The 23,671-nt window shown below is 64.7% G+C and carries 18 protein-coding genes, 4 pseudogenes and 1 CRISPR repeat array; of the genes and pseudogenes, 2 read left to right on the top strand and 20 right to left on the bottom strand.

Annotation, left to right across the window (positions count from 1 at the left end; translation table 11 throughout):
• Positions 1–291: 291 nt before the first annotated feature.
• Positions 292–3,048: direct repeats of the CRISPR family, unit length 37 nt; unit sequence GTTCCGATCCTCGGCGCCGAGCAAAGCCCGACGCCGC.
• Between the two features lie 130 nt (positions 3,049–3,178).
• From cas2 to EET13_RS11495, 10 genes and pseudogenes are all read right to left on the bottom strand, one after another.
• Positions 3,179–3,469 (bottom strand): CRISPR-associated endonuclease Cas2, encoded by a 291-nt coding sequence (cas2, locus tag EET13_RS32765; protein ID WP_122442416.1) that lies wholly within the window; start codon positions 3,467–3,469, stop codon positions 3,179–3,181.
• 1 nt (position 3,470) lies between these two features.
• Positions 3,471–4,505: a type I-C CRISPR-associated endonuclease Cas1c gene (gene cas1c / locus EET13_RS11530; protein WP_168991268.1), complete on the bottom strand. Its 1,035-nt coding sequence runs from the start codon at positions 4,503–4,505 to the stop codon at positions 3,471–3,473.
• Positions 4,496–5,110, bottom strand: coding sequence for a CRISPR-associated protein Cas4 (gene cas4 / locus EET13_RS11525; RefSeq protein WP_122442418.1), 615 nt, complete (start codon positions 5,108–5,110; stop codon positions 4,496–4,498). The genes cas1c and cas4 overlap by 10 nt, the downstream gene beginning before the upstream one ends.
• Positions 5,103–6,008 carry a type I-C CRISPR-associated protein Cas7/Csd2 gene (gene cas7c, locus EET13_RS11520; protein ID WP_122442414.1) on the bottom strand — a complete coding sequence of 302 codons (906 nt, stop codon included), beginning with the start codon at positions 6,006–6,008 and terminating at the stop codon, positions 5,103–5,105. Before cas7c ends, cas4 begins: the two co-directional genes overlap by 8 nt.
• Before the next feature lies 1 nt (position 6,009).
• Positions 6,010–7,758, bottom strand: coding sequence for a type I-C CRISPR-associated protein Cas8c/Csd1 (gene cas8c / locus EET13_RS11515; RefSeq protein ID WP_122442413.1), 1,749 nt, complete (start codon positions 7,756–7,758; stop codon positions 6,010–6,012).
• The gene (gene cas5c / locus EET13_RS11510; protein ID WP_122442412.1) at positions 7,755–8,393 is read right to left on the bottom strand and encodes a type I-C CRISPR-associated protein Cas5c; all 639 of its coding nucleotides are present in this window, start codon (positions 8,391–8,393) and stop codon (positions 7,755–7,757) included. Before cas5c ends, cas8c begins: the two co-directional genes overlap by 4 nt.
• On the bottom strand, positions 8,390–10,087 hold the full coding sequence (cas3, locus tag EET13_RS11505) for a CRISPR-associated helicase Cas3' (RefSeq protein WP_244603866.1): 1,698 nt from the start codon (positions 10,085–10,087) through the stop codon (positions 8,390–8,392). Before cas3 ends, cas5c begins: the two co-directional genes overlap by 4 nt.
• Positions 10,088–10,558, bottom strand: a pseudogene (locus tag EET13_RS32760) (CRISPR-associated endonuclease Cas3''); the annotation flags it as partial.
• 145 nt (positions 10,559–10,703) lie between these two features.
• Entirely contained in the window at positions 10,704–11,105 is a 402-nt protein-coding gene (locus EET13_RS11500) for a type II toxin-antitoxin system VapC family toxin (RefSeq protein ID WP_122442410.1), read from the bottom strand.
• Positions 11,102–11,350, bottom strand: a complete 249-nt coding sequence (locus EET13_RS11495) for an AbrB/MazE/SpoVT family DNA-binding domain-containing protein (RefSeq protein ID WP_122442409.1) — start codon at positions 11,348–11,350, stop codon at positions 11,102–11,104. Before EET13_RS11495 ends, EET13_RS11500 begins: the two co-directional genes overlap by 4 nt.
• Before the next feature lie 101 nt (positions 11,351–11,451).
• Between EET13_RS11495 and EET13_RS11490 the strand changes: the two are divergent.
• A pseudogene (locus EET13_RS11490) lies at positions 11,452–12,401 on the top strand (ERCC4 domain-containing protein).
• Position 12,402: 1 nt separating this feature from the next.
• Here EET13_RS11490 and EET13_RS11485 read toward each other — a convergent pair.
• The 7 genes and pseudogenes from EET13_RS11485 to EET13_RS11455 all read right to left on the bottom strand — a co-directional run.
• Positions 12,403–12,519, bottom strand: a pseudogene (locus EET13_RS11485) (type II toxin-antitoxin system VapC family toxin); the annotation flags it as partial.
• A gap of 12 nt (positions 12,520–12,531) precedes the next feature.
• On the bottom strand, positions 12,532–15,372 hold the full coding sequence (locus tag EET13_RS11480) for an aminotransferase class I/II-fold pyridoxal phosphate-dependent enzyme (protein WP_122442408.1): 2,841 nt from the start codon (positions 15,370–15,372) through the stop codon (positions 12,532–12,534).
• Between the two features lie 376 nt (positions 15,373–15,748).
• Positions 15,749–16,232: pseudogene (locus EET13_RS11475) on the bottom strand (GreA/GreB family elongation factor).
• A complete protein-coding gene (locus tag EET13_RS11470; protein ID WP_122442407.1) occupies positions 16,232–16,711 on the bottom strand; it encodes a GreA/GreB family elongation factor in 480 nt (159 codons plus the stop codon). Before EET13_RS11470 ends, EET13_RS11475 begins: the two are co-directional and overlap by 1 nt.
• A 98-nt stretch (positions 16,712–16,809) precedes the next feature.
• On the bottom strand, positions 16,810–18,075 hold the full coding sequence (locus tag EET13_RS11465; RefSeq protein WP_122442406.1) for an NAD(P)/FAD-dependent oxidoreductase: 1,266 nt from the start codon (positions 18,073–18,075) through the stop codon (positions 16,810–16,812).
• Positions 18,076–18,196: 121 nt separating this feature from the next.
• The gene (locus EET13_RS11460) at positions 18,197–18,829 is read right to left on the bottom strand and encodes an Rv1733c family protein (protein ID WP_122442405.1); all 633 of its coding nucleotides are present in this window, start codon (positions 18,827–18,829) and stop codon (positions 18,197–18,199) included.
• Between the two features lie 115 nt (positions 18,830–18,944).
• Positions 18,945–20,480, bottom strand: a complete 1,536-nt coding sequence (locus EET13_RS11455; protein ID WP_122442404.1) for a PucR family transcriptional regulator — start codon at positions 20,478–20,480, stop codon at positions 18,945–18,947.
• 192 nt (positions 20,481–20,672) lie between these two features.
• Between EET13_RS11455 and EET13_RS11450 the strand changes: the two genes are divergently transcribed.
• Positions 20,673–22,145 carry a dihydrolipoyl dehydrogenase family protein gene (locus EET13_RS11450; RefSeq protein WP_122442403.1) on the top strand — a complete coding sequence of 491 codons (1,473 nt, stop codon included), beginning with the start codon at positions 20,673–20,675 and terminating at the stop codon, positions 22,143–22,145.
• A gap of 16 nt (positions 22,146–22,161) precedes the next feature.
• Here the strand turns inward: EET13_RS11450 and EET13_RS11445 are convergent, their stop codons facing one another.
• The 3 genes from EET13_RS11445 to efp are packed head-to-tail and all read right to left on the bottom strand — an operon-like array spanning position 22,162 to position 23,656.
• Positions 22,162–22,569 carry an antitermination protein NusB gene (locus tag EET13_RS11445; protein ID WP_122442402.1) on the bottom strand — a complete coding sequence of 136 codons (408 nt, stop codon included), beginning with the start codon at positions 22,567–22,569 and terminating at the stop codon, positions 22,162–22,164.
• Positions 22,566–23,090, bottom strand: a complete 525-nt coding sequence (gene nusB, locus EET13_RS11440) for a transcription antitermination factor NusB (protein ID WP_122442401.1) — start codon at positions 23,088–23,090, stop codon at positions 22,566–22,568. Before nusB ends, EET13_RS11445 begins: the two co-directional genes overlap by 4 nt.
• A gap of 2 nt (positions 23,091–23,092) precedes the next feature.
• Positions 23,093–23,656: an elongation factor P gene (gene efp, locus EET13_RS11435; RefSeq protein WP_023373064.1), complete on the bottom strand. Its 564-nt coding sequence runs from the start codon at positions 23,654–23,656 to the stop codon at positions 23,093–23,095.
• Positions 23,657–23,671 lie beyond the last annotated feature (15 nt).

Genomic DNA, 23,671 nt, shown 5'->3' with positions numbered 1-23,671 from the left:
CTGTTCACCTGCGAGGTGCCTTCCCACTGGAACGATTGAATCCTAGACAAATCCAATCATTCCTTGTAGGACAGGCACTTTCGCGTATCAACACCCAACGACACCGGTATTCCGCGAAAAATCCGGGTTAGCGTTTCGTTCGGAACATTGAGTTACGACCGCGGTGACATCGGCGTCCAGCGCGATCTGCTGGCGGCCGGATTCGCCGGTGCGGGTTGGCATTCCGATGCGCTGGTCGCCGCCGCGTGCGAGGCCGACGACTTCTACTTCGACGCGTTCGCGCCGCTTGATCTTCCGATCCTCGGCGGCGAGCAAATCCCGACGCCGCCAATAAATGAGATTCGGTGTCGCCCAGTACCCCTTGTTCCGATCCTCGCCGCCGAGCAAAGCCCGACCCCGCGAGCGTGCTCGAATCTGCGTAGCCTGCGAATCATAGCGTTCCGATCCTCGGCGCCGAGCAAAGCCCGACGCCGCCCACGGCGCCGCCGCTGGTGTTGCTTGCTTCGACTGTTCCGATCCTCGGCGCCGAGCAAAGCCCGACGCCGCGCCTGCGCGCGTCTTTGGTGGAGTGAGCACCAGCGTTCCGATCCTCGGCGCCGAGCAAAGCCCGACGCCGCAGCCACGAGGGATGAGGTACTCCGCTCCGCAAAAGCGTTCCGATCCTCGGCGCCGAGCAAAGCCCGACGCCGCCGAAAACCGGGCGGGTCGTCGCGCCCAAGACCATCAAGTTCCGATCCTCGGCGCCGAGCAAAGCCCGACGCCGCATGAGCGTGCCGGAACCGATCTTCGGCGTGTCACCAGGTTCCGATCCTCGGCGCCGAGCAAAGCCCGACGCCGCCTGAACCGCCGGAATGGCTCGCGGAAGAGGCTCGCGCCGGTTCCGATCCTCGGCGCCGAGCAAAGCCCGACGCCGCAGTGGGGTGAACGGAACCCTCGGTGGAGCGTTTTTGGTTCCGATCCTCGGCGCCGAGCAAAGCCCGACGCCGCCGGGAACACCCACACCAACGCCGTCAAGTCCGACGTGTTCCGATCCTCGGCGCCGAGCAAAGCCCGACGCCGCCTCGACCTCGACGCCCACCAGAGTCTGCTCGCAGCCCATGTTCCGATCCTCGGCGCCGAGCAAAGCCCGACGCCGCACCACCGTCATCGGCCTGACTGATCGTGTAATGGTAAGTTCCGATCCTCGGCGCCGAGCAAAGCCCGACGCCGCCCGAGATCGGCATCGCTGAGATAGACCAGATAGACCAGGTTCCGATCCTCGGCGCCGAGCAAAGCCCGACGCCGCGGCTTCTGAGCCCGTCGTGGCAGGCTATCACTCCCGTTCCGATCCTCGGCGCCGAGCAAAGCCCGACGCCGCCGGTTTTGACTATTGGGGCTCAACACCCAGTACTCGTTGTTCCGATCCTCGGCGCCGAGCAAAGCCCGACGCCGCCTCATGGGGATCAGTGCGGTGGCGTCTGATGAGGAGTTCCGATCCTCGGCGCCGAGCAAAGCCCGACGCCGCCATCACCGTTGGATACGGGCGACTGAATAACCCAGAGTTCCGATCCTCGGCGCCGAGCAAAGCCCGACGCCGCCGGCAAGGCATGGCAGGCGAGGCACGGCAGGGCATGGGTTCCGATCCTCGGCGCCGAGCAAAGCCCGACGCCGCCAAGGAGGCTCTTCGACACCCAACGTCGCACGGCTGATGTTCCGATCCTCGGCGCCGAGCAAAGCCCGACGCCGCGCTAGATCGGCGGCGACATCGCCGACATTGCGGAAGTTCCGATCCTCGGCGCCGAGCAAAGCCCGACGCCGCTAGGTGTCCTTGTCGGCGCGGCGGTCCGGGATAAACGTTCCGATCCTCGGCGCCGAGCAAAGCCCGACGCCGCCTTCGTAGGCCGGCCACACAACCGGCCCCATTTCGGGTTCCGATCCTCGGCGCCGAGCAAAGCCCGACGCCGCTTTTGCGCCCACCCGCAACTTGCGCTGGGCTACAAGTTCCGATCCTCGGCGCCGAGCAAAGCCCGACGCCGCTAGTCAGCAATGTTTGCTCAAAATCCGTCAGACCAGTTCCGATCCTCGGCGCCGAGCAAAGCCCGACGCCGCCCGTTATGTTGAGGCCGCAGGTTTAAGGCTGGCTGATGTTCCGATCCTCGGCGCCGAGCAAAGCCCGACGCCGCCGCTTCCTAACTTTGGATGCTCAGCATCAGCGTGTTGACGTTCCGATCCTCGGCGCCGAGCAAAGCCCGACGCCGCCCTCATCTCCGGCCGGCTTATCGACGTCGCGCCAGTGTTCCGATCCTCGGCGCCGAGCAAAGCCCGACGCCGCTTGAGTAGCGGCGCGAACAGCTGCCCGAAAATGCTGCCCTGTTCCGATCCTCGGCGCCGAGCAAAGCCCGACGCCGCGCGGGCGGCAATCCGCGCCCGGACCGGGTGTTACTGGTTCCGATCCTCGGCGCCGAGCAAAGCCCGACGCCGCCCTCAAGCCCGTGGGTAGGGAGCCGCCGGAGTTGGTGTTCCGATCCTCGGCGCCGAGCAAAGCCCGACGCCGCCCAGCTGGACGATCACTGGTACGCCAACGGATTTCGACGTTCCGATCCTCGGCGCCGAGCAAAGCCCGACGCCGCAAAACCGGGCGGGTCGTCGCGCCCAAGACCATCAAGTTCCGATCCTCGGCGCCGAGCAAAGCCCGACGCCGCTTTCTGGCTGAAAACCCCGCCACCGACACCAATCCCGTTCCGATCCTCGGCGCCGAGCAAAGCCCGACGCCGCCCTTATCCTCCGCCGGGAAGTAGCTTATCCTCCGCCGGGTTCCGATCCTCGGCGCCGAGCAAAGCCCGACGCCGCCGGGCGGCAATCCGCGCTCGGATCGGGTGTTGCTGGTTCCGATCCTCGGCGCCGAGCAAAGCCCGACGCCGCCAGCGATCTGCGTGGCCGTTAGGCGCATGGTCTCTACGTTCCGATCCTCGGCGCCGAGCAAAGCCCGACGCCGCGACCTGCGCCAGCAGATCGACCAGATCCAAGACGATGTTCCGATCCTCGGCGCCGAGCAAAGCCCGACGCCGCCCTTCGCGACCAGCCATTTTTCGGCGACCGCGACAATCATCAACTTATCAATGAACCGTTCTGCGCTCAGGGCGCCCAAATCCTCGGGCGGATGTGCTACGGGTCGCATGTCCAACTCGGGTCCGCCCCTTCACAAGATGACTGGGTGCCGCCAGTCGACCTCTGGTCCACGCCCAAGAGTCACCACGTACCGACGGTATGGCTCACGCAGTCGGTAGACGGCTACCCGGTCGGACTTCAGGTCGATCACCTTCTCAAGGTCATGCATTAGCAAACGGACTTCGCGCATTTCGAGCTGGCATTCAAACACTGACTTTTGGACACGCTGACCGTATCCCTCGCAGACTTTCGCGACTTCACGAAGACGCCTCTCCCCCTCAGGTGTCGTCGTGCTGATGTCGTAGGCCACCAATATTTCCATCTCAGCGCCCTGTCGTTCGATATGGGAAGTAATGCGTCAGATCGCCACGAAGGTGGCGTGCAAGCAGTAGCGCCTGCAGTCCGGGCACTTTCCGCCGTTCAATGTCCTGGTCGACCACGCGATGCGGAATTGCAGTCCGTAGGTGACAGTCGAACGCAGCAAGAAACGTTGCGCGGCTGTCGTCGCTCAGTCGCCATACGCCAGTGGGATCAACGCTGAACGACTTCTTATTTAACTGCCGGCGGTTGATGAGGGTCAGAACCAAGCGATCAACGAACGGTGCCCGCAGTTCCTCCATCAGGTCGAGCGCAAGCGATGGCCGTCCGGGCCGGACTGGGTGAAGGTAACCAACCTGTGGGTCGAGCCCTACATGCTCAGCCGCGGCCACACATTGTGTCCGGAGCAATGCATAACCAAAGGACAAGAGCGCGTTGACCGGGTCCAATGGCGGATGCCGTACTCTACCCGCGAATTCGAATTCTTCGGGCGAAAGGAGAGCGGACCATTCCGCGAAGTATCGTTTAGCTCCGATGCCCTCAATACCTCGAAGTGAATCGAGATCGCCTGCAAATCTTGCTCTTTCGGCAAATACAGCGAGTTCATCGCCAGCCTCACGAAGCGCCTTGCTATGCGATGACCTGTCCTTCGCCGCGTCAAGCAACACAACACGGGTGTTGAGCAGTTTAGCCGCAACGATGGCCCGCGCGATGTCGACGCATCGGTCGGTATCTACTGCGGCACGCCACTGCTCCATCCGCAGTAGGACATTTCCATGAGTGGGCACACGTAATCCGAACCGAAATCGACCACCGCTCGTCAACCACGAAACGTCTATTCCGTCTTCAGCACACCTGGCCATCACCGCTGTAGACAACGTGATATTACCGAAGCAGACAATTGACTCGATGCTGCGCACTGGCGCCCGCACCGTCGGCTGGTCGGGCCGACGTACCTCGAACGAATCGTGGTCGAGCGCGACAAACGTCCCCACTGTGGTGAGGTAGAGACTGCGGCGCTTGTCGGCGATCAGGGCCACCAGGTCGCTCCGTGAAGGCCACGCTGACGGTGCGAATCGCCAACCAACCGAGGCATGCACCACGCGTTCAGCGAACATGCCGGGCAGCGAGCATCATTCGCCGGTCGGGGAAGCCACTTCTGTTCGAAACGTGCGTCGCGGATCTCCGCTGCCGCATGGTGCACGGCGGTTCTCAGCTCCTCACTGGAGGTATCGACATCGCAAAATGTGTTGGTCGCGGCCAGGTAGATCCGTCCATACATTATTGGTATCCCGAGCATCTCCTCCAAGCAGATCGCCTGTCCCACAAGCTGTATCGCCGCCGCGTGATGTGACCGCCTTCCCGACTTGTGCTCGATCGGGATAGCTCGCTTGCCCTCCACTGCGATGCGGTCACAGCGGCCACGCAAACGGTGAACTTCAGACGCAACCGCCACGGCCCAGTAAAACTGCACGCCGTGGCGGCTCTCATGGCCGACGGTATCGACACGTTGATGCTCAAGATGGCCACGGGTCGTGTCATCGTTGTCGGTGAAGTGCTGCTCGTGATGGATGATGGCCCACTGACGCGGACAGTAGACCCAATGCTCGATTTCAGATAGCAGCACCCAGTCGTCGTCAATCACCGATCAGTGTGTGGGTGATGCCAAGTGAATCGAGCCCCTCCACGTCGACGTCGACTTTGTAGTCGCTGAACTTTCGTGCGGGGCCTTCCACCTTGCGTGTGATTGAGATACGACCGAACAGCCGGTCGGGATGGCATCGCCCGTAGCGGTCTTCATGGCTGAAGATGTGGATTCCCCGGCATCCCGTCATACCTCGCGACGACGACCGATCGAGTGACCACATGCGCTGCAGCGCATCCCAGAACACTGCGAGGTCATCGTCATCGAACCCGGTCTTCTCCGCCAGTGACGGAACGAAGAACCCCTGGGCACGGAATAGCGCATATGGCACAGTGTGTTTCGAGCCCATCTCACGGTCCTTGCCCCGGCCTTCACCCTCCGCGAGCTTTTGGAGTTCTAACTCACTCGTAACAGCAACACGTGTAATCGTCAACTCCGATGGCTGTACGGGCTCGACACTAACAATTGGACACGCGATCTGGATGGGCCCGCGAAGTTGGCCTGCCGGATTATCACCGGTCGACATCACAGCACCGAAGGCTCGAACATCGTAGTAGCGTCTAGCAACTTCTGCACCCGCCTTTTGCTGTTCGGCTGCGGGACGCTTCTTGTTCGGCTTCATGTCAAGGGCTACCGACGCGACTCGGTGTCGTTCGTTCAACGCAACTCCCTCGCCGACATAGATGTCGAACCCTTCACGTCCAGCGAGTGCATCCTCGACAAAAGCGCGGACCTTGCGCTTGAGCGCCACGTCGGTCACCCACGCATGACCGGTCAGTGGATCGCTGCGCGGGGCATTTCCATTGTCCGGATCACCATTTGGGTTCCCCCCCGTGACATCGAACAACATCAGGAAGTCGTGACGCCTCCCGACATCGAGATACGCTGGTTTCGTCATCTCACTCCTCCTCTGCGTTTGTTTCATCGGGTTTTGTTTGTGCTCCATGGAACCGCGCTTGTCGTTCATCCCAATAGCCGAGCGCGAAATCGGCCTGCTGTTCCAGGCCGAGCGTGGATGGGAATCCGCCGGCATCGATCATCAGCCGGCATAGCTCGCCCAGGCGCCGAGAAATTGCAATCTGGGCTCCCTTTCCCCCTGGCGATCGAGCGGCCTTCGCGAGATGAGCATTGGCCGTGCGGAATAGACCAGGGAACACCTTGCTAGGCATGGTCGAGGCGCCGGTGTAGTAGCGGTCAACGATGGTGCGGTTTGTGTCGCCGAGCGCTCGATACTGTGCGGCTTCCAGTTGCGCAAGCATCCGTCCGCAAAGGTCGCCAACTGAGCGGCGTTCATCCATTCGGTCCTCCTTTAGGTTCGTGTAGAGGTTGAGACATGCCAGGCGCGCACCGACTGCTGTCCAGTCGATCTTGTTGCCGCTGCGCGGGGTTGGGACAACCCGGCAGCGGTCAACTAGCGCCGCCAACACTGAACGTGGCAGCGGCGTCCCGGCCACCGCTGCGCGGGCGAGTGCTTCGATGATCCGGTCCTTGCGCGCCTTCCGCGCATTACCTTCGCCGGGCGGAACAGCAGCCTCGGCAAGATGCCAGATCGAGGGCCACCATGTCTTGCCGTCTCGTCCTGGTCGGGCGGTGAGGTCAAGCCAGCGTTGTGTGCGTCTCTCGATCTCGGCGAGCGTGCTGACATGGTCAAAGCGGACAACAACACGGCCCTCGGTCAACGACAGGCCAAGTAGACGGAAACTATCCGACGGCGAGAGCCCAGGCCGGCCAGTCCACGGTCTGGCGAGCAGCGCCGCGACATCGTCTTCATGCGGTCCGGCGATGATATTGAACGGATCGAATGCCACGTCCGCGGCCAGCCACCACACGAATGTCAACTCGCCAATTCGCCTGTGGTGATGGTCATCGGCCAACAGCCAATTGAGTGCCTGGTGACTGCGGATCGCCACGGGCACGGAGATCTGCGAGCCGCTGGATTGCTCCGCGTTGTAGCGCAACGCGGAACGAAAGTTTGCTGAAATCAACTTTTGCGCCGTTCCACGCTTTACGAAGACGTCCGGTGTTTTCCTCGCCAACGCTGAGTAGGTGTTCGAGACCTGGCAGACGCCCTGGGCGCCGCCGCTGAGGTCCCCGCTCGTGATTTCCGCCCACCAATCACGGACAGTGACCAACTCGTTCGGATCAACGCCGTTGACTCTGAAGCTGATCAGGGCGCTCGCCTCCTTGATGTCGCCCTTGGAATCGGCATCGAATGTGATCCCCCGACTGCGAAACTCACCAATCGCGCGGTCGCGGTCAGAGGCAAAAAGAGCAATCACATCGAGGACGGATGCCACTGCGCTGTCTTGCGTTCCTAGCGCTTTCGCCGCTTCATCTAGCCGATCGATGAACGCGACACGAGCCTTCTGCGCGTTGCTCCTTGCCCTCTCGCTGTTGTTCTTCGGCAGGCCAAGGACGTACTGGCCATTGTCGCAAGCCAACAATGCGCGGATGCCACTTGTTCGACCCAGTTCTGGAACAACTCGCACCGTTTCATCCGGTGCGGTATCGGTGATCCCCAAGCACCGCCCCGCGATGTCGAGATCCACGATGAAGCGAACTCGCTTGCGCTGATACCCGATTGGAGGCAATCGATCCTCCGCAACGAGCCGACCGTAAAGGTCATCAAGGCTTTGCAGCAGCATCATCGATCCTTCAGCCGTACTGGAACGGGAATATCGTCAAGAACACCATTGGTAACGGTCGCATTGAAGAACTCTGGCTTGGTTAGACTTCCGTCATCGCCGTGATAGCCGAGGTCGAGACTCATTGGGCCGATTGGAACCGTCAGACCGGGGAGTGGCTGCGTTACAGTTAGATCCACAGGAGCGAAGGATGCAGCGTACTCACGTAACCCAAGATATGGCGGCGAAAAGAAGGCGCCGCGCTCAACCCGCCGACGGAACTGGTCACGGTACTTGGCAACTGGGTCTGACGTATGGTTCCGAAGAGACGGCCTCGCGAAGATGACATAGTCAACATCCCTGAGGAAAAGATTGTGTCGTTGCGTCCGATCTTCCAGGACATCGATTCTGCCGTCGCGGCTTGCGCGCTTCTTTACCTCGTTGCGGGTCATCGAAACCCATTTGGGCTCAGCGAGCACCCAGATCCGGGTGACAATCCAGTCGAACTCTGGCTTCCAGAAAATCGATGAGAGTACGCCTACCGCAGCGGGTGGTGTGATTACCGGGTAGGACACTCGTTCCGTTGCGTACTCGGGCCGCGTGAAGCAGGCAAACGGACCCCATACACGTACCGCGACTTCAAACGGATGACGGTTCACCAGATCAAAGCCTCCATTTCCTTATCGACCGAAAGCCCGAAGACACTGTCATACGGGCCATGCCAGACCATCACGCCAGCTTCGCGTTCTTCCACGAGCCCGGTTTCTTTGCAACGGTTCAACTCTCGGTCGCGAAGCGATACTGTGAACGGCTGGTGCTGCCTCAGAAAATGGCGCCGCGATGCTGGATCGTCCGGTATCATGATCGCCGTCGGGTCGAAATCTCCATACGGTACGAGCACAGAGGTAGTTTCGTCGGCGATCACGCGGTAGCTCTCGGCTACCTTCGTAAAATTCAGCGACTCGCGCTCGCGTTGAATTTCCAGTTTGTCCAGCTTGTCACGCGTGGCGTGAATCAGCCGGTCGTAGTACGTTTCCAGCGTCTCGGGCGCGAATGGGTCGGCCCCCGAACGCAGAAGGTCGCGGGTGATTTGCGTGCCGATCCTGTATTCGTCAGGCGGAACATTGCCGTCGACCGGATCGATGAGAACCAGCTGCCCCCGGTCCGCAAGCCCATGCCGATTAACTCGACCTGCAACCTGCACAATGGCAGGCAGCGGCCCGTACGCCCGGATGGCAACCGGGAAGTCGACGTCGATGCCTGCTTCGACAACCTGCGTCGACACCAACGTGCACGGCCTACTCTCTCGAAGTCGCACCAGGACCGCGTCGAGCACATCGACCCGATGTTTCGGGCATAACCGACTCGAAAGGTGCGCCAGCCCAGCCCGCCCAACTAAGCGGCCGCAGACCTCCCGGGCGTCCGCGATGGTGTTAAGGACGACAAGACATTGCCCGCGGTGTCCGTCGCTCTCCGTTGCAACTCGTGACGCAAAGTCGTCCCATGAGAGCCGATCTGGGACAACGTCCGCGTCGGTGCGGTCGAAGACTTTGTTCCGATTTCCGACGTCGAGCAAGGCCCGGCGCTCGACTCCCTCAACACTGCCAATCTTGTGGAACGGCGGTTGTGTTGCCGTTGTGAGGACAACCGAGCATCCGTACAACCTGACGAGTTCTCTGAGGACATCCAGCGTCGGGTCAAGCAATCGCCACGGCAACGACTGCACCTCGTCCAAGACGATGACGGATCGCGCCAGGCGATGCAGCTTCCGAGTCCGACTGGGATTATTGCCGAATAGCGACTCCAACAACTGGACTGTCGTCGTCACGATGACGGTTGCGTCCCAATTCTCAGCCGCCAGTCGAGACCAGAGGCCGGCGCCGGTTTGCGCCTCACCCCGTGCGAACACTCCGGAATGATGTTCAAGTACGACGGGCGCACCAGGCCCATCGTCAAGCAGAGTGCGGTAGACGTTTGCAACCTGCTCGGTCACCGAAATGAAGGGAACCGCGGTCACCACACGGCGAAGTCCGTTGACGGTCGCGTGACGCAGCGCGAACACCAGCGCTGCAATCGTCTTGCCCGAACCTGTCGGTGCTGTGAGCTCGAACCATCCCGGTGAGGTCGAAGCCTTCGACATCACCTCGTCGAACATTGCGGCTCGCGCCGGCGTCACCGGGTCGTGTTGACGTTCCGCGAGGGTGAGTTTGCGCCTGGCCTCGCAGCGATCGCCCAGAACGCTGAGCCCGAGTGGGTGTGGGAATTCCCGCCGGCCGCGGCGAAAGTGCTCCTCGGTGTCGAGCCTGTCGGCATCCACCAGCGCAGAGAACACCATGCGAAGCCAGAACTCCATCCGCCGCATGCCACCCGCATCAGCGCGGGATCCGGGACGAAACTGCGGCGGAATCAGCGGCTGCACCTCGGGACGTGCCAGGCCGAGCGTCTCGACGTGGTCGATCGCGGCTTGCTGGCCCGCAGTCGGCTCATTACCCATTCTCGAGCGCACATCGGTCGCGTCCGGTATCCCACCGTGATGACCGACGATGACGGGCGCGAATGTCCCTAGTCCCCAAGCGGTGCAGAGGAATGCGCCCGCGTGCTTGTGATCGACTGTCGACAGTTTGTTCCCGGCATCGGCCGCGGCAAGGTACCGCTGCCACGCAGGATCAGCTTTGCCAAGATCGTGCAGCTCCCCAACCAATTGGCAGGCGTCAGCCGAGCCGAATGCCTTGCCGAATGCGCCAGCCCGTCGTCCGGTTCCCGCCAGATGGTCGGCCAATGAATGCCACAGGCGGCTATCGTTGCGCGAGTGGGCGGCGAGCACAGGTGGCGTGTCACGGTGCTCGGCTAGCCCGTCCTGGGGTGGGGTTGTTTGAGCCACGGCCGCAGCGTAAGCCAAGGGTCTGACAAGCCGTGCCGGATTCGACTAGGCCGGGTTCCACGGGTGAATCCGCAGACGACCTTGGGCTTCACACCGGCGGCGGCTCGATCCGCTCGATCGTGGTGATCCGGTCGATGGACCGATCGAAGGACGCGACCTTGCCGACCCCGGTGCTCTCAGCGCAGGCGACGAGGTACGCCTCCGCAAAGTCGGTCCGTTCGCTCTCGTAGACCTCGAGCGCACGCAGCAGAAGGGCCGAGTCCACGCAGAGTATCGAGCCGAAGCCAACTAACGACCGCATCGCTTGAGCAATCTGGTCACGGGGCGTTTCATAGAACGACTCCAACACGTACACCGTTTCCGCGACGACCAGGTCGGTCAGGAATAAATCCGGCGTGGTCGCCAGGTATGCCGTCGCCCGTCCTGCCATCTCTGGCGGGTCGCCTGTCAGGTGTCGGACCAGAACGTTCGTGTCAACAAACGCGCTCAACGTCGACCTGCAGCCCGTTTGGTCCTCGTGCGACGGATCACCTCATCCCAGGCAACATTGCGTTTCGCCGCCGGTACGCGGACCGTGCCGGCCAGGGAGAGAAAGTCCGGCGTGCGGGCAAACACCGCTCGACTGCCCTCAATCCGAAAGACGACCTGATCCCCCGGCTTCAGGCCGAGCGCATCACGCACCGCTTTGGGAACCGTCACCTGCCCTTTCGACGTCATCTTGGCCGCAGCCTCCATCGCGCTCCTTACTCAATAACTAAAGTAAGGATACCTCCGGCGATAGGTGCGCCCGAGTGCCTCCTTCATCCGCCCGCAAGCCGCCCGTAACCTCATAACACGTGGAGCTGCTCGTTGCCGCCAACCCGGACGAAAACTCGCGACTGCCCTACCTCATCCGGCTGCCGCTTGGCGCGGGGCTGGTCTTCGCCACGTCGGACGTGTGGCCCCGCACCAAGGCGCTGTATTGCCATCGTCTCGACATCGCCGACTGGCCCGACGACGCCGTCCTCGTCGACCGGCTCGAGTTGCGCAGCTGCAGCCGCCGCGGCGCGGCCGTCGACATTGTCGCGGCCCGCTCCCGGGAGAACCGATCCCAACTTGTGCACACCATGGCCCGTGGGCGTCAGGTGGTGTTTTGGCAGAGCCCCAAGACCCGCAAGCAGTCCCGGCCGGGCGTGCGCACCCCCACGGCTCGTGCCGCCGGCATCCCCGAACTCGACATCATCGTCGACGCTCATGAACGCTATCCCTACACCTTTGCCGACAAGCCCGCGCGGACGACGCGCGACGCCCTTGCCTGCGGCGACTACGGACTGAAAATAGCCGGCCAGCTCATCGCGGCGGTCGAGCGTAAAGCGTTGTCGGACTTCACTTCTGGCGTGCTCAATAGCACGCTGAAATACCAGCTCACCGAGCTGGCGGCGCTGCCGCGGGCCGCAGTGGTGGTCGAGGAGCGGTATTCGGAGATCTTCGCGCTGAGCCAGGCGCGACCGTCCGCGGTCGCCGACGGGCTGGCCGAGCTACAGATCAGCTTCCCCGCGGTGCCGATCGTGTTCTGCCAAACCCGTAAGCTCGCCCAGGAATACACCTATCGATATCTTGCCGCCGCGCTGGCCTGGTTCGTCGACAATGCCGACGCGGCAGAGGTTTTCGAGCCGACTCCGGCCACCCCGAGCCCAGTAGTGCCGAACTGCGCGCGTGGGCGAAAGGCGTCGGGCTGACCGTTCCCGACCTCGGGCGGCTGCGCCCGGAGATTCTGCATGCCTGGCATGACGCGCATCGCAGTTGAGCTACAGCACCTCGATCACTCCGGCTGATGCCGAATCAGCGAATGCGGCGTCGAAGGTGACCAGCCGCCCGCGATATCGGATGGCCAGGGCAGTCATGTGACGGTCTGCAACGAGGCGAAATGAGTCGTCTCACGCGTCCTCGGCGATAGCCCCCACGACACCGTCGCCGTTCAGGGCCGACGCATCCGGCGGCACTTCGAACGACGGCAGCGCGGCTCCGGCCGAGGCAATTGCGTTGCGCGCGGCCTCCATCCGCTTCAGCGCAGTGTCGGTGAACACCGACAACCCGAGTTCGTGGTTATAGCCGTGTATTTCCTTGACGTCGAGCTGGGCCAGGAAGTAAACGATTTCCTTGGACACCACCTGGCCGGGGACCAGCACCGGGAAGCCCGGCGGGTAGGGCACCACAAACGTCGTCGACACCAGTGTCCGTCCCTCGGCCAGCCGCCGCCCGGCCATGCCGATCTGCACGTATTCGCGGTCGGACTCTTCATAACCGGCGTAGAAGGCCGTTCGGGTGTCGCCGTAGACACTGTTGTCGTCGGGGCGGAAGGCCACGTCGAACTCACTGAAATCCGGAAGGTGCGGCAGATCCTGGGTGATCTCCTCGACGCGGCGCTGGTGCAGCGCCCAGTCGGCGGCGCTGGCCGCCTTCTGGGTCCGGTCGAAGTCGGTGGCAATCCGGCGCAGCACGTCGAGCAGATAGTGCACGCTCGACCACGTCACGCCGATGGTGAAGATCAGCAGCACACTGTTGATCGAGGTCTTGTTGATCTGGATGCCGAACCGCTCCATCAGGATCTTCTCGCGGAAGTCGTAGCCGTTCATCCCCGTCGCACCGATGAACAGGGTGACCCGGGTGGCGTCCAGCACAAACTGGTCAGAGCGCCACGCCTCGTTCCATTCGGCAAGCGCGCCCTGCCGGACCTGACGGTAGGAGCTGACCGAGGAGGCCCGGTATTCCTCGGGCACCAGGTCAGATTCATCAAGGATGCGGAACCACCTGCTGATCAGCCGGTCCTTGCGGACCCGATGCCGAAAGACCAGCGCCATGTCGTAGACCTGGCGGACCAATTGGAATCCCTCGATGTCGACCTGCCGGCGCGCCAGGTCCAGCGAGGCCAGCAGTTGCTGGTTCGGCGATGTCGAGGTGTGGGTCAAAAACGCCTCACCGAACGCGTCCCGGGCCAGCGCGTTAAAGTCCTGATCGCGGACGTGGATCATCGACGCCTGCCGCAGCGCCGACAACGACTTGTGGGTGGAGTGCGTGGCATACACCCTTACCCGCGCGCGAGCAGGGTCGGGCAGCAGCCGGCGATCCAGCCACTCCGATCGGTCGACTCCTTGCATCGACGCTGACCATTGCCGGTATTGCTTGGCGTATTCGTCCGACGCCAGCATCTCTTCGAGATGCTCGGCAGCCACCATCGCGGTCCGCTGCCGTGCCCACGGCACGGCCGTGGCGAATGCGTACCACGCTTCGTCCCACAGGAAGCAGATGTCCGGCTTGATCGCCAGCACCTCCTCCATCACCCGCCGCGGGTTGTAGACGACACCGTCGAAGGTGCAGTTGGTCAACAGCAGCATGCGGACCTTGTGCAGCTGCCCGGCCGCTTCCAGATCCAGCAGCGCCTTCTTGATGGTGCGCAACGACACCGCCCCGTAGATGGCGAACTGCGGTAGCGGATAGGCGTCCAGGTACAGCGGATACGCGCCCGCCAGTACCAGGCCGTAGTGGTGCGACTTGTGACAGTTGCGGTCGATCAGCACGATGTCGCCGGGCCGGGTCAGCGACTGGACGACGATTTTGTTGGCCGTCGACGTTCCGTTGGTGACGAAGTAGGTGTGGTTGGCGTTCCAGGTGACCGCGGCCTTGTCCATCGCCTTCTTGATGTTGCCGTGCGGGTCCAGCAACGAGTCCAGGCCGCCGGAGGTGGTCGAGGTCTCGGCCATGAAGATGTTGCGGCCGTAGAACTCGCCCATGTCCTGCAGCGACTTGGAGTTGAAGATGCTGGCGCCACGCGCGACCGGCAGCGCGTGGAATTGGCCGACGGGCGCGGCCGCGTAGGCCCGCAGCGCGTCGAAAAACGGTGTGGCGAACCGGTTCCGCAGCCCGGCGAGCACAGTGCTGTGCAGGTCGGTGACGTCATTGAGCCGGTAGAACGTCCGGTCGTAGACGTCGGGCTCGTCGCCATCGCCCGCCGCGATCGACTCGTCGGTGAGCAGGTAGAGGTCGATGTGTGGCCGCAGCTCTCTGATCCACTCGCCACATTCGATCCAGTCGTGCGGGCGATCGGGAATGACCATCGCGCCGTCGGCGTCATTGGGCCCCAGCAGCGTGTTCATCAACGGCAACCGGTCACGGGAGCGCAGCGGCAGGTCGTGGCGGATGATGGCGGCCTGGATCTCGCCGTTGAGCGCGACCGCGGTGATCGCGTCCTCGACGCTGGGCGCCACCAGGATCTCGAACTGGACATCGTCGGCGGGGTTGCGCAGCGCGCGCAGGCACTCGGCCAGGCTCTCCGGAGCCGTGGGCGGCGCGTCGTCGGCGAGCAACACCGTGTAGAACTGCTGCTGTTTGGCCTGCGCCACCAGCTCCTGGTCGGCCAGCGGCGCGGAGATGTCGAACAGCGCTGTGCGGTCGCCGTATTCGCTGAGCAGGCGCACGGCCAGCGACACCTCTTCGGTGAGCCGCACGGTGGACTTGCTCTCCAGGTGAGCACGAAAGGTCGCCAGGTTCTCCGCGCCGGGATACAGCCAGTACCGCTCGTAGGCGCCGATGCGGTCCATCAGCCGCTTGACCTTGGCCATGTCGTGGGTGATGTCCAACCCGGCAAGGTCCACTTCGGCCAGGTGCCGGCACGCGTCGTCGAGCAGGTTCCAGGTGTCGATGCGTGCATACGACGGGTTGGCCACTGCCGCCAGCGCGGAGACACGAAGTCGTCGGGGGCGGGAACTGTCTCGATACATATCGTCACCTGTTCTTGTGGTGCGGTAGCGCCGTTCAGTGCAACTGGTAATTATCGCGCTCAGGACGGAAAAGACGGGAAAGACGGGAAAGACGGAAATAGGGGCCGGTACGAGCACGCCAGGAGCTCGACGGTGTCCGAATGCGGCAGCGCATGCCGCGAGGTTACGCCGTTGCCCCGACAGACGGGAGCGGCTGACCCGCCGAAGCGGCGCCTTAGGCGCCACGAACCGGTCCCGGTTGCCGCCGCAATTCCCCGCTGCACGAACAGCAGCAGCCGGCGAACCTTGGGGGTTGGCCCGTCCGGGCTCGTAATCAACTGAGCCGTCGGCTGTTTGGCTGCGAGGCGATTCCTGGGGATTCCAGGGTATTCCGGCTTCAGGAAACCCCTGCCAGGTGGACGTCATAGGGAACAGCGTCGACCAGGGTGACCGTCAAGGGGGCGCCACCGGGCAGCGTGAAGCTGCGTTGCTCACCGGGAAGCGCGCCGGTGACCGCGGCGCCCAGCGGTGAGCGGGGCGAGTACACCTCGATGTCGCCATGTTCGGCGCCGCGCGCCCAGCAGGAACGTCTCGGTGTCACCCGTGTCGTGATAGCGGACCGTCAAAACCATGCCGGGCGGCGATCGGCGTCGTCGGGCGGGTCCTCGCCGACGTCGGCCCTGACCAGCAGGTGGTGAATCCGGCGAATGCGTAATTGCCGCGCCAGCTGCACATCAGGGGCGCTGTCGTAGCACTCGCCGTCGACCGGTGCGCGGACGCCGAGCTCACGATAGATGAGCGAGCTTGCGCTGCAGCCGTTCATAGGCTTGCGATGAAATCCAATCCCTTTGTTTACCAGTCTGTTTCGGTGTAGTAGTCATCATACGTCACCGGACCCTTGATACGGGACCGCCGCGAGCAGCGTCACCACCAGGTCTGCCTCCTGCGGAATTGAGTACACCCGCCGCTCTCCCAGACGTGCGCCGGTGATCGCGCGTCCCAGCGGCGACAGCGTGGAATAGACCGGGATATCTGCGTTTTCGGCGCCGCGCCTGCCCAGCAGGAAAGTCTCGGTCTGACCCGTGGACTCGTAGCGGATCGTGACGACCATGCCCGGCCGGGCAACAACATCGCCGACAACGCCGGCGCCCACGATCGCACTGGTCAGCAGCTCCTCGATCTCGCGGATGCGCGCCTTGCGGGCGCAATAGCGCGCAATGACGTTCGCGTGGTAGTCGAGAAAGTCGTCCGGTGCTTCGATGCCGTCCTGGAGGCCATGCTGCGAGCGCAACGCGATGAGCTCGTTCAGAAGTCGGCTGTGATCCTGTTGGGTCATCCGGATGTGTTCGGTGGTGGTCATTTTCGCTGATGTTCTCCTTTTTCGGGGATGTCGTCAGGGACGGGCCGTAGCGGGACAACCGTCCCTGACGACTCGGGGCCCGCAGTGGGCAAGACTTGTTAACGACCTGTTCTGCGTAACGGATCGAACTCACGCAGGGCTTGCGGCTGCTTGCCGGTGGTGATCTGCTCGGCCAGCAGCCGGCCGGTCACCGGTCCGTGTGCCAGTCCCCACATGCCGTGTCCGCCGGCCACGAAGATCCCAGGTGACACCGCGCCGATCACGGGACGGCCGTCGGCGGCGACCGGGCGCGCACCCACCCAGACGTTGCTGCGTTCGGCCCATCGCACACCGTCCAGCAACGGACTGGCCGAGGCCACAATGGCCGCCACCCGGCCGGGCATGACCGGGGCGTGCGGCTGCCGAAATTCCATGGTGCCTGAAATGCGCATTGCGCCCTGGTGCGGCGTCGCCGCGACTCGCACGCTCGGCAGGTAGATGGGCCAGGGCATCGGGCGCTCCACCGGAACGGTGAACGAGTAGCCGCGCCCGGCCCGCACCGCTACGCCCAGCCAGCGGCCGGCCAGTTGCGGCAGCCGTGCGCCGGTGGCGATCACCGCCGCCTCGGTAGTCAACGGGGCCCCGCAGCGGGGGCGGACCGCGACACCGTCGGCTACGTCGACAACGTCGGCTATTTCCAGGGTGCGCAGCGTGGCTCCACGGTCCGCCACCGCACTGCCCAGGGCCGCCACGAACCGGGCCGGGTCGACGTAACGCTGTCCGTTGACACTGAGCCCGACCCTGGCCGTCGGCGCCGCCAACGGTACTTGCTCGCGCAGCGCCGCACCCGTCAACGCGGTGATATCTGTTGTCTGGCTGGTCTTTCCGAGCTCTTGCAGGGCTGCCTGGAATTGCTGTGCGGCTGCGGTGGAGTCGAATACCGCGGTGATAGGTGCATCGGTCACCGGTGCGTCGACCCCGTTGGCGATCAGCACGTCGAAGGCTTCGATGCAGTCCTCGTTGAGAATTGCGTTGGCGCGCAATGCGCGCTGCCACGACGATCGCCGGCACTGACCAGCGAACCGCACCAGGAACATGCCGAGGCTGATGTCGGCGGTCAACGGAATGTGTAGCGGCGCTTTCGGGTCGAGCAGGCTACGCAACCCATAGCGCAGCACTGACGGCGAGTTGAGCGGCAACGCCAGCCCCGGGGCGATCCAACCGGCATTGCCGCCGGAGGCGCCGGCGGCAACGCCGTCGCGATCCACCACCGTGACGTCGACGCCACGCTCCTGAAGAAACCACGCCGTCGACAATCCGACGATGCCCGCACCGACGACAACCACCGAACGAGGCCCACCGTCAATCCGCTCGACGTCGGCCATCACACACCTCCACAACTGAACTGTTACTTAATATTTCATGTGCTGGACGTAATGGCTCCGCGGCGCCTGGCGCGACTGTCCGGCCGTCCGGCGAGCCATTGTGGTTCTGCAGCAACACCCTTCAGCGACGCGCGATGCCCGAACCATCACCGCCGCCGGAAGACAGCGGCACTCGGCGACCGCGTACGCGGTCGGTCACTGCCCAGGCCCCGGCCAGCAAGACGGCCGTGACGGCGGCCATGCCCAGCCACGACGACAGTCCGGCCGCCACCGCCTCATCCAGCGCGGTGCGGTCCGGCAGGCCGATGTGGTATCCGCTTTCATCTACCCAGATATCCACGGAGTCACCAGCTTTCACGCCACGCGGCGCCGACACCGGGCCGGCGTGCTCGACCCCCGCGGCGACCCACCGGGCCGGTACGCTGACCGTCTGCGGATCGGCCAGTTCTTGATGGGCGACCTTGTCACCGGTGACCACCGCGGTGACCGACTGACGGTTCTGCGCCTGCTGGGCGTAAAGGCGGCTCTGGGACTCGTGCACTGAGCTGCCTACGGCGACTGCCATCGGCATGCCGGCCAGCACCACCACCGCAACCCAGATGGCAAGCAGCAACTCGAATCCGTCGTTGGCAGGTATCCGGTGGCGCCAGGACGCCAGCCGGTGCGGCCAGGGCAGAGTGTAGGTGTCCATCGGGGCGTCGTCGCCTGATGCGCGGCCGGCGAGCCGGTGCCGCTGCGAACACGGGGTGGTCATCGGATATTCCTATCGACGGGTCTGCCACTGAGGTTGACAACTCCAGGGTGGCCTCGACAGGCGCCCCACTCATTGCCGAAGCCCGACAACCAGGCGCTCGCGCGTTGTCGGATTGCTACAGCGGTTGGTCTGCGTCGGTGGCCGCCAGCTCGATCGTCATGGCCAGCCGCTTCTTGGCATCATCGAGCGACAGCGTGGCGATTTCGGCCATCTTGCGCAGCCGGTAGCGCACGGTGTTCTCGTGCACCCCGAGACGCTCCCCGGCCCGTGCCTGGTCGCCCTGCTCTTCCAGCCAGGCGCGCAGCGTGGGCACGTACTCGGTGGCGTTGGCTCGGTCGTGGCGGCGCAGCTCGGCGACCGGTCCACCGTCCGGCAACCGCCCGGAGCTGGCTGCGGTGCGCAGTCGCTGCAGCAGGATGTCGTCCCAGGATTGGTCGTATGCCGGCGCGACGGCATCCTCCGAGGAAATCCGGTGCAGCGCCAAACACTCGTCGGCCTCCCGGCGCCCCGCGACGAGGCCGGCCACCTCGGCCGGCCCGCTGATGCCCGCCCACACCCGCATTCCCTCGGGCAGGGCCGCCCGTAAACCGCTGACCCAGCGCCGTGCCGGGTCCGGCTCGTCACCCGGCAGCACGGTGTAGACGGTGTTGCCGGCCAACGCGCTGCGGCCGGGACGTGACCAACCGAACCCGGTGGTGGCGCGCTCGAAAGCCAACAGCAGCGCGGCATCACGTTCGGCGGCGGTGAAAGCCTGCAGCGCGATCACCCGCAGCGGACCGCGCGGCAGTCCCAGCCTGCTGGCGACGGTGGCGGCGTCGATGGTGCCCTCCAGCAGCTGGATCACCAGTTCGGATTCGACCTGGCGCTCCAGGTCGGCGCTGGCTCGGGACCGCAGCAGATGCAGGGCCACCGTATGCGCGCCGTCGGTCAGCGCGTCGCGCTCGGCGCCGCTCAACGGGGCCGAGCACGCCACCCACACCGATCCCAGGATTTCGCGTCCGGAACGGACGGCAACCACCATGCGCCCGGTCAGGCCCTGGTCGTCGGCCGCGGCAACGTAGAGCGGATCATCCGACGCGGCCAGGTGAGCCAGAACTCCGTGCTCGTCGAGCCATCGGCGCAGCTGCTCGGGCGTCTGGCGACCCACGATGGTCGCCACCCGCGCCGGGTCGGCATGTTGCTGCAACCGCGAGTACGCCAGCACCCGCAGCAGCCGGTCTTCGATGGTCACGGCTGCACCGGTGGCCTCGGCCAGGCTGTCGGCGAGCGCGAACAGGTCTGTGGGGCCGCGACCGGATTCCGTCTCGCGTCCCTCCAGCACCAGCCCGTAGACCACCGCGGCGACCTCGCTCCAAGACACCGACGGGTCCAGCACCATGACAGCTGCCGCCTCGTCGTCGCCCGCCGACGTCATGGCCGGTTCGCCGTCGCGCGTCAACACCACCACAGCCCGGGCCGACGCGGCCCACTGAACCGCTTCCCGGACGGAGCCGGCGCCGACCGCGAGCAACACATCGCCGACTACCGAGCGCGCCGTGGCTGTTTCGTGGATCACCACGCTGCGAAGTTCGGTCGACCGGGACACCGATGACCACCGCAACCGCACCCCGTAACCGCCGAGGACGTTCACCAAGCGGTCCAACGTGATCACGAGCCGCCCCCAAGTCCGGACTGTTCAACCAGCGTAATGCGGACGGGGCAGCTGCCGGCACGAGCGGCCGTGCGGGGCACAGGCGGTGTCGAAACGGCACGCGCACGGCTTCGCGCCGGCGATCGGATCTGGGCGAGTCCTCAACCATGCTGGAGCAAGACGGAGCGCAGGCCTGCACATAGGATTTGAGCCGTGGCAGCCGACCAACAGCAACAGACGCACGACCAGACATACGACGTCGTGGTTCTCGGGGCTGGTCCGGTGGGCCAGACCGTCGCGGACCGCGTCCGGGCAGCAGGCCTGGATGTCGCGGTAGTCGAACGCGAACTCGTCGGGGGTGAGTGTTCGTATTGGGCCTGCGTGCCCAGCAAGTCGCTGCTGCGTCCGGTCCGCGCGATCTCCCACGCGCAACGGGTCGACGGCGCGAGCGAGGCGGTCAACGGTTCGGCGGACCCGGCCGGTGTCTTCGGCCGTCGCGACCGCTACGTGAACGACTGGGACGACACCGGCCAGGCCGACTGGGTGGCCGGCATCGGAGCAACGCTGGTCCGCGGACACGGCCGGTTGGACGGTCCGCGACGCGTTGTCGTCACGACGCCCAGCAGCAGGGAGGTGGTGCTGGCGGTCCGGCACGCGGTGGTCATCTGCACCGGGAGCCGGTCCGCGATCCCCGACCTGCCCGGCCTGGTCGAAGCTCGGCCGTGGACCAACCGCGAAGCCAACGACAGCAGCGATGTCCCGAATCGGCTCGCCGTCGTCGGCGCCGGCGCCGTGGGCGTCGAAATGGCAACGGCCTGGCAAGGATTAGGCTCGAAGGTGACCTTGCTGGCTCGAGGCGCGCGGCTACTGCCGCGGATGGAACCCTTCGCGGGCGAGCTTGTCGGGCGCGGCCTGGCAGCGGCGGGCGTGGACGTGCGCACGGGAGTGACAGTCCGCGAGCTCAGCCGGGCTTACCCCTATTGCCCGGTGGCGCTTGCGTTGACGGACGGCACCGAGCTCGAGGTCGACGACGTATTGTTTGCCACCGGCCGCAAACCCCTCACCGACCACATCGGCCTGGAAACGGTCGGACTGACCCCCGGCAGCTGGCTCGATGTCGACGACACCTGCCGGGTGCGGGCTGTCGAAGACGGGTGGCTCTACGCAGCCGGCGACGTCAATCACCGGGCGCTGCTGACCCATCAGGGCAAATACCAAGCGCGCATTGCCGGCGCGGCCATCGGCGCCCGCGCCGCGGGCACGCCGCTGGACACCGCGCAATGGGGCGTTCATTCGACCACCGCAGACCATCACGCCGTTCCGCAGGCCATCTTCACCGACCCCGAAGTGGCCGCGGTGGGGCTCACCGAGGAGCAGGCGGTCCAGGCCGGGCGCCTGATCAAGATCATCGATGTCGAAATCGGCGACGTGATGGGGGCCAAGCTCTATGCCGACGGCTACTCAGGCCGGGCGCGCATGGTGGTCGACGTCGATAGCGGTCACCTGCTCGGCGTGACCATGGTCGGCCCCGGCGTCACCGAGATGCTGCACTCGGCCACCATCGCCGTCGCCGGCCAGGTGCCCGTCGACAGGTTGTGGCACGCCGTGCCGTGCTTCCCGACCATCAGCGAATTATGGCTGAGGCTTCTTGAGGCCTACCGGGACTCGTTCGTCACGCTCGTTTAGGGTCGGTGTGCTTTTCTCAGCCGTCGAGCTCGTCGTCGCTGTCGATGATCCGCCGGTTGCCCAACGTGCTGTCCACCCAGCGCAGCATCGGAAGCTGCGGGAATTGCGGAAATTCCCAGCGCCGCGCCGGCAAATCGGTGACGTCGCCGAGAGATCGCACCACCGCCTGGGTCAGACCCATGATTGCCGCCATCACCGGCAGCAGCGGCTGCAGCGGCTTGGCCGCCGAGCGGACCGTGCTGATGCGGCGGGCCAGGATCAGACGCTCGATGCAGTGATACAACCAAGCGCCCACACCCAGCGCGTAAATCGACAGCGCCGAGGCCACAATGGCCCACCCGTAGGCAGCGCAGATCACCGCGCCCAGCACCACCGCCGCGGCCATCCAGGCCGCGATCACGACACGCAACTCGAGTCTGCTCATGAGCACGATCCTTGGTTCTCCGGCAGGCGCTCCGCATCTGTGGCAACCGCCTGACGGACCGCCTGAGCGGCCGCGCGGATCTGCGGCGTCACCAGCATGACTTGGCCGAGCACCCCGTTGACGAAGCCGGGTGAGTCGTCGGTGGACAGTTCCTTGGCCAGCTCGACGGCTTCGTCGACGGCGACCGGTTCGGGGACATCGTCGGCATGCAGCAATTCCCACACCGAGACCCGCAGAATGGCGCGGTCGACCGCGGGCAGCCGATCCAGCGTCCAGCCCTGCAGATGGGCCGCGATCAGGTCATCGATGTGGGCGGCGTCCTCGCTGACTCCGCGCGCCACGGCGGCCGTATAGGGATGCACCGGTGCGACTTCCGGCTTGGCTGCGGCCAGTGCGGTACGGGCCTCGACCACCTCGAGCGGGCTCATGCCCCGCGCCTCGGCCTCGAACAGCAGGTCCACCGCACGTTTGCGGGCCTGATGGCGTCCTTTGACCGGCTTGCCCGGCTTTGACTCGGGCATACTCAGGCGTTGACCCTGCCCAGGTAGCTGCCGTCGCGCGAATCGACCTTCAGCTTGTCCCCGGTGTTGATGAACAACGGCACCTGGATCTGGGCGCCGGTCTCCAGTGTGGCGGGCTTGGTGCCGGCACTGGACCGGTCGCCCTGCAGACCTGGTTCGGTGTGGGTGACTTCGAGCTCGACGGTCACCGGCAGCTCGATGTACAGCGGTGCCCCGTCGTGAAAGGCCACCTGCACCGGCATGCCCTCCAGCAGAAACCGCGCGGCATCGCCAACCAGGGACTCCGGCAGCGGGTGCTGCTCGTAGTCCTGGCTGTCCATGAACACGAAGTCCGAGCCGTCACGGTACAGGTAGGTAGTGTCGCGGCGGTCCACGGTGGCGGTCTCCACCTTCACCCCGGCGTTGTAGGTCTTGTCAACGACCTTGCCCGACAGCACGTTCTTGAGCTTGGTGCGCACGAATGCGGGGCCCTTACCCGGCTTGACGTGCTGAAACTCCACGATCTGCCACAGCTGCCCATCGATATTGAGGACGAGTCCGTTCTTGAAGTCAGCGGTGGTCGCCACGGTCTGCTAAATCTC

It is taken from the genome of Mycobacterium attenuatum, from assembly GCF_900566085.1.
Taxonomy (GTDB): domain Bacteria; phylum Actinomycetota; class Actinomycetes; order Mycobacteriales; family Mycobacteriaceae; genus Mycobacterium; species Mycobacterium attenuatum.
This window is presented reverse-complemented; position numbering and strand designations above follow the sequence as displayed.